The following is an 8,078-nucleotide window of genomic DNA, read 5'->3' as shown; positions in this document are numbered from 1 at the left end:
GGACGGCGCGCCCAGGGACACCCGATCCGGCGACGGACGACACCGCCCCGTGCACACCAGAGCGATGTGCACGGGCATCGGACCGTCCAGGCCGAGCGGCGTGCCCCTGGGCGCGAGGAACCCCGCCCTCCCGTTCCCGGACCACGCACCAGATACGTGCCGCCCGGACGCGGAGCGAAAGCGGGCAACCAGAACACCCAACACCGTTCGGGACGTTCGGCTGAGCACGAATCCTGGCAACAGGACTCACTCCCGCTCAGTCTCTAGGAACGGTCACACCGCCATCAGCGGAGCGCCCTCGCGCCACTTGAGGATCTTGTCGAAGCTCACCACGGCGCCGCGGCCCGGCTTGTTGCCGATCTGGACGTGGTCGGCGAGTTCGTGGATGAGGCAGAGCCCGCGGCCGTTCTCCGCCTCCACGGGGGTGAGGCGGGGCCGCACGGGCGGGAAGCCCGGGCCGGAGTCGGTGACCTCGATGCGGCACTTCTCGCCGTCGAGGTAGGCGGTGACCCGGTACGCCGCCGAGGAGTCCTGGGGGCCGCTCTCCCCGCCGTGCTCCACGGCGTTGGCACAGGCCTCGCTGAGGGCGAGGGAGAGGTCGTAGGAGACGTCCGGGTCGACGCCCGCGGTCTCCATGGTGCCGAGCAGCAGACGCCGGGCGAGCGGCACGCTCGCAGCCTCGCGCCGCAGATGGAGTGACCACCAGATGCTCATGCTCCAGCCTCCTGGCCGCGGCTCGACATACCGTTACGTATTGCCGCCCGTGCCCGGGTGTAAGCACATTGTTGACGTGATGCCGCCCATACGGGCGATGCGGTCGGCGTAAAGAACGGTGTATGTGGGGCGGCTCGGGCCCAAAGTGACCTTCCGGTCGTACGACCCGTACGTCATCTTGTGGACCTGCCGTATGGCGTCCATGAGCCCAGTGCGATGATGAGCCCGCCATGACTGCCCCCCACGCGCGCTCCGGAGGGGATCTCCGGGTTCTGCGGGCCGCGGTGTTCGCCGCGGTCTGCGTCGTGCTGGCCGCGGCCGGTCACTCGATCGCCTCCTGCGCCACGGTTCCGCTGTGGACGCTCGGCGCGGGGTTCGCCGGGGTCGTTCTCCTCGTGGCACCTCTCGCCGGGCGCGAGCGCTCACTGGCGGGGATCGCGACACTGCTCGCGGCCGGACAGACCGTGCTGCATGTGCTGTTCGGGCTCGGGCAGCACGGTACGACGACGATGACGTCGATGGCGTCGATGCCCTCCGCTCAGCCGGCGTCCGACACCGCGCTGGTCCAGCAGGCCGCGCGCCTGCTGTGCGGGACCACCGCCGCGGCGATCAGCCCGGCGCAGGCCCAGAAGCTCCTCACCGACGCACGGCTGTACCGGGGCCCGGGCACGCCTGATACCGCGCACCACGCGACGCAGGCCGTCTCAGGGTCCGCCGTCTGGCCGTCCCTGCCGATGGTCCTCGGGCATGTCATCGCGGCCGTCGTCGCCGGGTGGCTGCTGCGGCGCGGGGACCTGGCGCTGCTGCGGCTCGCCGAACTGTCCGCGTGCTCGGCGCATTCGATCGCGGAGGCGGCGCTCGTACGGTCCCTGCGCGGGGCGCTCGCGCTGGTGCGGGCCCTGCGCGCGGGGCTGCCGGGAGCGCCCGGGACCGGGCCGCGCACCCCGCCGGCGGCCTGGCTCGCGCCGCCCCGACCGCGTACCGGGGCACTCCAGCACACGGTGATCAGGCGCGGCCCGCCGGCCGCCGCCGGACTCGTTCTCGCCGCCTGACGCGACGCGACCACCGCTCCACTTCCACTCCGCTTGCCGAGGGACCTGGACACGGGGGCCGCCGTCGTGCGGCACGCGCGTGTGTGCACGCGTATCCCCTTGTCACCGGAATTCCCTTCCTTCAGCGGAATCCCTTTCGAAGCGGAGTGCCCTTCATGAAGGCTTCTCGTCTCGCCGCCACCGGCGCCGTCGCCGCCACCGCCGTCGTCGTCCTGTCCTCGCCCGCCTTCGCGCACGTCAGCGTGGCCGCCGAGGGCACCGCCGCCAAGGGCGGTTACGCGGTCGTGGACTTCAAGGTCCCCAACGAGCGCGACAACGCCTCCACCACCAAGCTCGAGGTCAACTTCCCGGCCGACCACCCGCTGGCCTCCGTCATGCCCGAGCCGATGCCGGGCTGGAAGATCCAGGTCACCAAGTCCAAGCTGGCCAAGCCGCTCGAACTGCACGGCGAGCAGATCACCGAGGCCGTCTCCAAGGTCACCTGGACCGCGGCCACCAAGGACAGCGGCATCCAGCCCGGCTACTTCGAGAAGTTCCCGGTCTCCGTCGGCGCCCTGCCCGAGGACGCCGACGAACTGGTCTTCAAGGCGATCCAGACCTACTCCAACAAGGAGGTCGTGCGCTGGATCGAGGTCCAGGAGGACGGCGCGGAGGAGCCCGAGACGCCGGCCCCCGTCCTCGCCCTGTCCGCGGCCTCCGGGGACGGGCACCACGGCTCGTCGGCCGCCGAGGAGGCGGACGCCAAGACCGAGAACGCCGCAGCGAGCACCGAGGCGGCCGACAGCGACAGCAGTGACACCACCGCCCGTGTCCTCGGCGTGGTCGGCATCGTCGTGGGCGCCCTGGGCGTGGCCTACGGCGTGCTCGCCGGCCGTCGACGCAGCGACGCCTGATCCGACCAGCGGGACGTGTGCCGGGGTCGTAGGGCCCCGGCACACACCGAAATTCTTACATCTGGGACATTTTGATATGCGCAAGAAGACGTTCGCCGCGGCCGCGCTGGTCGCCGCCGCCACGCTGACCCTCTCGGCCTGCGGCGGCGGTGACGACAGCGGCTCGCCCGTCTCCGTGGTCTCGGAGGAGGCCGGCTCGGACAAGGCGGCCACCGTCCTCGACCAGCCGTTCGAGAAGCCGGACCTGGTCCTCACCGACACCAAGGGCCAGAAGTACGACCTCCGCAAGGAGACCAAGGGCAAGCCGACGCTGGTCTACTTCGGCTACACCCACTGCCCCGACATCTGCCCGCTGACGATGAACAACATCGCCGTCGCGAAGAAGCAGCTCCCCAAGGCCGAGCAGGACAAGCTGACCGTCGTCTTCGTCACCACCGACCCGGCCCGCGACACCCCCGCCGAGCTCGGCAAGTGGCTCAAGGGCATCGACACCACCTTCGTGGGCCTGACCGGCGACTTCGCCACCATCCAGGCGAGCGCCCGCACCCTGGGCATCTCCATCGAGCCCACCCACAAGGACAAGAAGACCGGCAAGACCGTCTCCGTCCACGGCACCCAGGTCGTCGCCTTCTCCCCGAAGACCGACAAGGGGTACGTCCTGTACGGCGAGGACGCCACCGTCGACGACTACACCAAGGACCTGCCCAAGATCATCAAGGGGCAGAACCCGTGAAACGTTCTTCCACCGGGCTCGCCGTCCTGACCGGGGCGGTCCTGCTGCTGGCGGGGTGTTCGGATGCCGACGGCTCCTCGGGAGGGCTCACCGTCTCCGGCGCCTACATCCCGCAGCCCGTCTCCGCCGACATGGCGGCCGGGTTCCTGACCATCTCCAACTCCGGCTCGTCCAAGGACGAGCTGACCTCGGTCACCAGCGAGGACGGCGAAGTCACCATGCACGAGACCACCGGCGGCGCGATGGAGGAGGTCTCCCGCCTCTCCGTCCCGGCCCACGGTCAACTCGTGTTCAAAAGCGGCGCCAACCACTTGATGTTCGACAAGCTGAAGCAGACTCCGAAGCAGGGTCAGACGGTCACCGTCGAACTGCACTTCGCCAAGTCCGGCCCCGTCGTCGTGAAGATGCCGGTGAAGTCGGCGACCTACGTCCCGAAGACCGGACACTGAGGGAGGGATCACCTTGACGCAGACCATCGCCCCCCGCGTCCGGACCCTGGTACTGCTGCTCCTGGCCGTGTGCGGCCTGCTGCTGACCACGGCCGGCCCTGCCTCCGCGCACGCCGCGCTCACCGGCAGCGACCCCCAGCAGGGGGTGGTGGTCGACAAGGCGCCCGACCAGGTCTCACTGACCTTCTCCGAGAAGGTCGCCCTGTCGAACGACTCGCTGCGCGTCCTCGACCCCAAGGGCAAGCCCGTCCAGCAGGGCAAGCCGTTCGAGGCCGGCGGCACGACGTACGGCGTGAAACTCCACGGCGGCCTGCCCGACGGCACCTACACCGTCACCTACCAGGTCGTCTCCGCCGACAGCCACCCCGTCGCCGGCGCCTTCACCTTCTCCATCGGCGCCCCCTCGACCACCTCCGTCTCCGTCTCGGGGGACACTGCGGGCGGCGGGGTCGTCGGCTGGCTGTACGGCTTCGGGCGGTACATGTCGTACGCCGGCTTCATCGTCCTGGTCGGCGGCGCCGCCTTCGTACTCGGCTGCTGGCAGCGCGGCGCCGGAGTGCGGCCCATGCAGCGGCTCGTCGTCGGCGGCTGGCTCACGCTCACCTCGGCGACCCTGCTGCTGCTCCTGCTGCGCGGCTCCTACACGGGCTCCGGGAAGGTCGGCGACATCTTCGACCTGGAGCTGCTCGGGAACGTGCTCCAGACCAAGGCGGGCGCGGCCCTCGTCTCCCGGCTGCTGCTGCTCGCGGCGGCGGCCCTGTTCATCTCCGTGCTCTTCGGGGCGTACGACAAGCGCGAGGACGAGGAGAAGCGGGACCTCACCTTCGGGCTCGCGATCGGCGGGACCGTCGTCGCGGCCGGGCTCGCGGCGAGCTGGGCGATGGCCGAGCACGCCTCGGTCGGGCTCCAGGCGGGCATCGCGATGCCCGTCGACGTCGTCCACCTGCTGGCCGTGGCCACCTGGCTCGGCGGGCTGACCGCGCTGCTCGTCGCGCTGTACCGCTCGGACGCGCCGATCGAGTCGGCCGCCGTACGACGGTTCTCCCAGGTCGCCTTCGGCAGCGTCGTCGCCCTGGTCGCCACCGGCGTCTACCAGTCCTGGCGGCAGCTCGGCTCCTGGTCGGCGTTCACCGGGACCCGGTACGGGCAGCTGCTGCTGGTCAAGATCGGGCTGGTGGCGCTGATGGTCGGCGTCGCGTTCATCTCCCGGCGGTGGACCGCGCAGCTCGCCGACACCGTCGTACGGCAGAGCAAGCGGGCACCTCAGAAGGAGCGGGTGACCGCGAATGCCGCCGGCTCCGGCAAGTCCAAGGGGGGCGGGTCCAAGGGGGGCGGCTCCAGGCCCTCCGGTGACTCCAAGCGGGCCGCTCAGCTCGCCCGGCAGCAGGCCGCGATGGACACCGCGCGGCAGAAGCGGACACGCGACGCCGATCCGAACCGGTTCGGACTGCGCCGCTCGGTGCTCGCCGAGGCGGGGGTCGCGGTCGTGCTGCTGGCGGTCACGACCGTGCTGACGCAGACCGAGCCCGGCCGTACCGAGGAGGACGCCAAGGCGGCCAAGTCCGCGTCCTCCTCCTCTTCGTCCTCCTCGTCGGCCGGGTCCGGGGCGGTCACGCTGGACATGTCCTTCGACACCGGCGGCACGGACGGCAAGGGTGTCGTCACGGTCGACGTCGACCCCGCGCGCGTGGGCGGCAACGAGATGCACGTCTACGTCCAGCGGCCCAACGGCCGTGCCTTCGACATCCCCGAGGTGAAGGTCGCCCTCACCCTGGAGGCCAAGAAGATCGGGCCGCTGACCGTCACCCCCGACCGCATCTCCACCGGCCACTGGTCGGCGAGCAACGTGCAGATCCCCATGGCGGGTGACTGGAAGGTCGCCGTGACCGTGCGGACCTCCGACATCGACCAGACGACCGTCTCCAAGAACGCGCAGATCGGCTGACCCGCACCATGGCTGAACAGTCCCTCCCCGTCGTCGACGAAGGCGCCTCGGCGCAGGAGCGCCCCTCGTCGGGGGCAGGCATCTCACGCCGTGCCCTGCTCGGCACCGCCGGCGCCACCGGGCTCGTCCTCGGTGCGGCCGGCGGGGCCGTGGGCTATGCCGCCGCGCCCGCCGCCGCCACTCCGCTGACCTCGGTCGGCAGCGGCGAGGTGATGTTTCACGGGAAACATCAGCCCGGCATCACCGAGGGCCTCCAGGCCCGCGGCCATCTCGTCGCCTTCGACCTGGCGGCGGGCGGCGGCCGCAAGGAGGCCGCCGCGCTGCTGCGCCGCTGGTCCGAGACGGCTCGGCGGCTGATGGCGGGGGAGGCCGCCGGATCCCACGACACGGAGGTGGCCCGCGACGCCGGGCCCTCCTCCCTGACCGTGACCTTCGGCTTCGGGCACAGCTTCTTCTCCCGCACCGGGCTGGAGAAGCAGCGTCCGGTCGCCCTTGACCCGCTGCCCGACTTCTCCTCCGACCAGCTCGACAAGGCCCGCAGCAACGGCGATCTGTGGGTGCAGATCGGCGCCGACGACGCCCTGGTCGCCTTCCACGCCCTGCGCGCGATCCAGAAGGACGCGGGCAGCGCGGCCAAGGTCCGCTGGCAGATGAACGGCTTCAACCGCACGCCGGGGGCCACGGCGCACCCCATGACGGCCCGCAACCTCATGGGCCAGCTGGACGGCACCCGCAATCCGAAGCCGAGCGAGCCCGACTTCGACCAGCGCCTCTTCGTCCCGGAGTCCGGCACGCCCGCGTGGATGGCGAACGGCTCCTATGCCGTCGTACGGCGGATCCGGATGCTGCTCGACGACTGGGAGAAGCTGTCGCTCGGGGCCCAGGAGGCCGTCATCGGACGCCGGAAGACGAACGGCGCGGCGCTGTCCGGGGGCACCGAGACGACCCCGATGAACCTGGAGAAGACCGACGCGCAGGGGGATCTGCTGGTGCCGGTCAACGCGCACGCCCGGATCACCCGGCCCGACCAGAACGGAGGCGCGGCCATCCTGCGCCGCCCGTTCTCGTACCACGACGGCATCGACGCGGACGGGACACCGGACGCCGGGCTACTGTTCGTGTGCTGGCAGGCGGACCCGCTGCGCGGGTTCGTCCCGCTCCAGCGCAAGCTCGACCGCGGCGACGCGCTCTCCCCGTACATCCGGCACGAGTCGAGCGGTCTGTTCGCGGTGCCGGGCGGGGCGGCGGAAGGGGAGTACGTGGGGCAGCGGCTGCTGGAGGGATGAGGTCACGCCGGTTCACCCGGTCGGGAGAGAAATGCGTGCCCGTCCACAAGGGCCATTAGGGTGAGGTCATGCCAGCGAGCTATGCGTATCTCGGCCCCGAGGGCACCTTCACCGAAGTCGCGCTGCGGACGCTTCCCGAGGCGGCGACCCGGCAGCTGATCCCCTACGTGTCGGTGCAGTCCGCGCTGGACGCGGTCCGCGCGGGTGAGGCCGAGGCGGCGTTCGTGCCGATCGAGAACTCCGTCGAGGGCGGCATCACCACCACCCTCGACGAACTGGTCGCGGGCGCCCCGCTGATGATCTACCGCGAGGTGCTGCTGTCGATCACCTTCGCGCTGCTGGTCAGGCCGGGCACGGCGCTCACGGACATCAAGACGGTCTCCGCGCACCCGGCCGCCCAGCCGCAGGTGCGCAACTGGCTGAAGAACAACCTCCCCGACGTCCACTGGGAGTCGGCCGCCTCGAACGCGGACGCGGCCCGGCTGGTCCAGGAGGGCCAGTACGACGCGGCCTTCGCGGGCGAGTTCGCGGCGGCCCGGTACGGCCTCGAGGCGCTGGAGACCGGGATCCACGACGCGGAGAACGCGCAGACACGGTTCGTGCTGGTCGGCCGCCCGGCCCGGCCCGCCGCTCCGACCGGCGCCGACAAGACCTCCGTCGTGCTGTGGCAGCGCGACGACCACCCCGGCGGACTGCGCGACCTGCTGGGCGAGTTCGCCACCCGCGGCATCAACCTGATGCTGCTCCAGTCCAGGCCCACGGGCGCGGGCATCGGCAATTACTGCTTCTGCATCGACGCCGAGGGGCACATCACCGACCGCCGGGTGGCGGAGGCCCTGATGGGGCTGAAGCGGATCTGCCGCGAGGTGCGTTTCCTCGGTTCGTACCCGCGTGCGGACAAGGAGCCGGCGGACCTGGGGGCGCCGCTGGCCGGCACCTCGGACGAGGAGTTCATGGCGGCCTCTGACTGGGTGGCCCGGTGCCAGGACGGGCGATTCTGACCTGT

At 71.2% G+C, this 8,078-nt stretch carries 8 protein-coding genes and 1 pseudogene; 8 read left to right on the top strand and 1 reads right to left on the bottom strand.

Features of this window, described 5'->3' with window-relative positions:
- Positions 1 to 267 (top strand): annotated as a pseudogene (locus tag ACFYZ8_RS43415) (IS200/IS605 family accessory protein TnpB-related protein); the annotation flags it as partial.
- A gap of 6 nt (positions 268 to 273) precedes the next feature.
- Here the strand turns inward: ACFYZ8_RS43415 and ACFYZ8_RS43410 are convergent.
- Positions 274 to 714, bottom strand: coding sequence for an ATP-binding protein (locus ACFYZ8_RS43410; protein ID WP_359033988.1), 441 nt, complete (start codon positions 712 to 714; stop codon positions 274 to 276).
- Positions 715 to 944: 230 nt separating this feature from the next.
- On the opposite strand from ACFYZ8_RS43410, the gene ACFYZ8_RS43405 reads away from it, so the two are divergent.
- From ACFYZ8_RS43405 to pheA, 7 genes are all read left to right on the top strand, one after another.
- On the top strand, positions 945 to 1,766 hold the full coding sequence (locus tag ACFYZ8_RS43405; RefSeq protein ID WP_388540656.1) for a hypothetical protein: 822 nt from the start codon (positions 945 to 947) through the stop codon (positions 1,764 to 1,766).
- Between the two features lie 155 nt (positions 1,767 to 1,921).
- On the top strand, positions 1,922 to 2,659 hold the full coding sequence (locus tag ACFYZ8_RS43400; RefSeq protein ID WP_388540653.1) for a YcnI family protein: 738 nt from the start codon (positions 1,922 to 1,924) through the stop codon (positions 2,657 to 2,659).
- A gap of 76 nt (positions 2,660 to 2,735) precedes the next feature.
- Complete coding sequence (locus tag ACFYZ8_RS43395; protein ID WP_388540652.1) at positions 2,736 to 3,392, top strand: SCO family protein; 657 nt, start codon at positions 2,736 to 2,738, stop codon at positions 3,390 to 3,392.
- On the top strand, positions 3,389 to 3,841 hold the full coding sequence (locus ACFYZ8_RS43390) for a copper chaperone PCu(A)C (RefSeq protein WP_359033921.1): 453 nt from the start codon (positions 3,389 to 3,391) through the stop codon (positions 3,839 to 3,841). The genes ACFYZ8_RS43395 and ACFYZ8_RS43390 overlap by 4 nt, the downstream gene beginning before the upstream one ends.
- Before the next feature lie 13 nt (positions 3,842 to 3,854).
- Positions 3,855 to 5,786 (top strand): copper resistance CopC/CopD family protein, encoded by a 1,932-nt coding sequence (locus ACFYZ8_RS43385; RefSeq protein ID WP_388540649.1) that lies wholly within the window; start codon positions 3,855 to 3,857, stop codon positions 5,784 to 5,786.
- Between the two features lie 8 nt (positions 5,787 to 5,794).
- On the top strand, positions 5,795 to 7,072 hold the full coding sequence (gene efeB / locus ACFYZ8_RS43380; protein ID WP_388540647.1) for an iron uptake transporter deferrochelatase/peroxidase subunit: 1,278 nt from the start codon (positions 5,795 to 5,797) through the stop codon (positions 7,070 to 7,072).
- Between the two features lie 68 nt (positions 7,073 to 7,140).
- Positions 7,141 to 8,073, top strand: coding sequence for a prephenate dehydratase (pheA, locus tag ACFYZ8_RS43375; protein WP_388540644.1), 933 nt, complete (start codon positions 7,141 to 7,143; stop codon positions 8,071 to 8,073).
- The last annotated feature ends 5 nt before the right edge of the window (positions 8,074 to 8,078 follow it).

It is taken from the genome of Streptomyces sp. NPDC001668 (assembly GCF_042893155.1).
Taxonomy (GTDB): Bacteria; Actinomycetota; Actinomycetes; order Streptomycetales; family Streptomycetaceae; genus Streptomyces.
The sequence above is the reverse complement of the archived record's forward strand: the minus strand, read 5'-3'. Positions and strand labels throughout refer to the sequence as shown.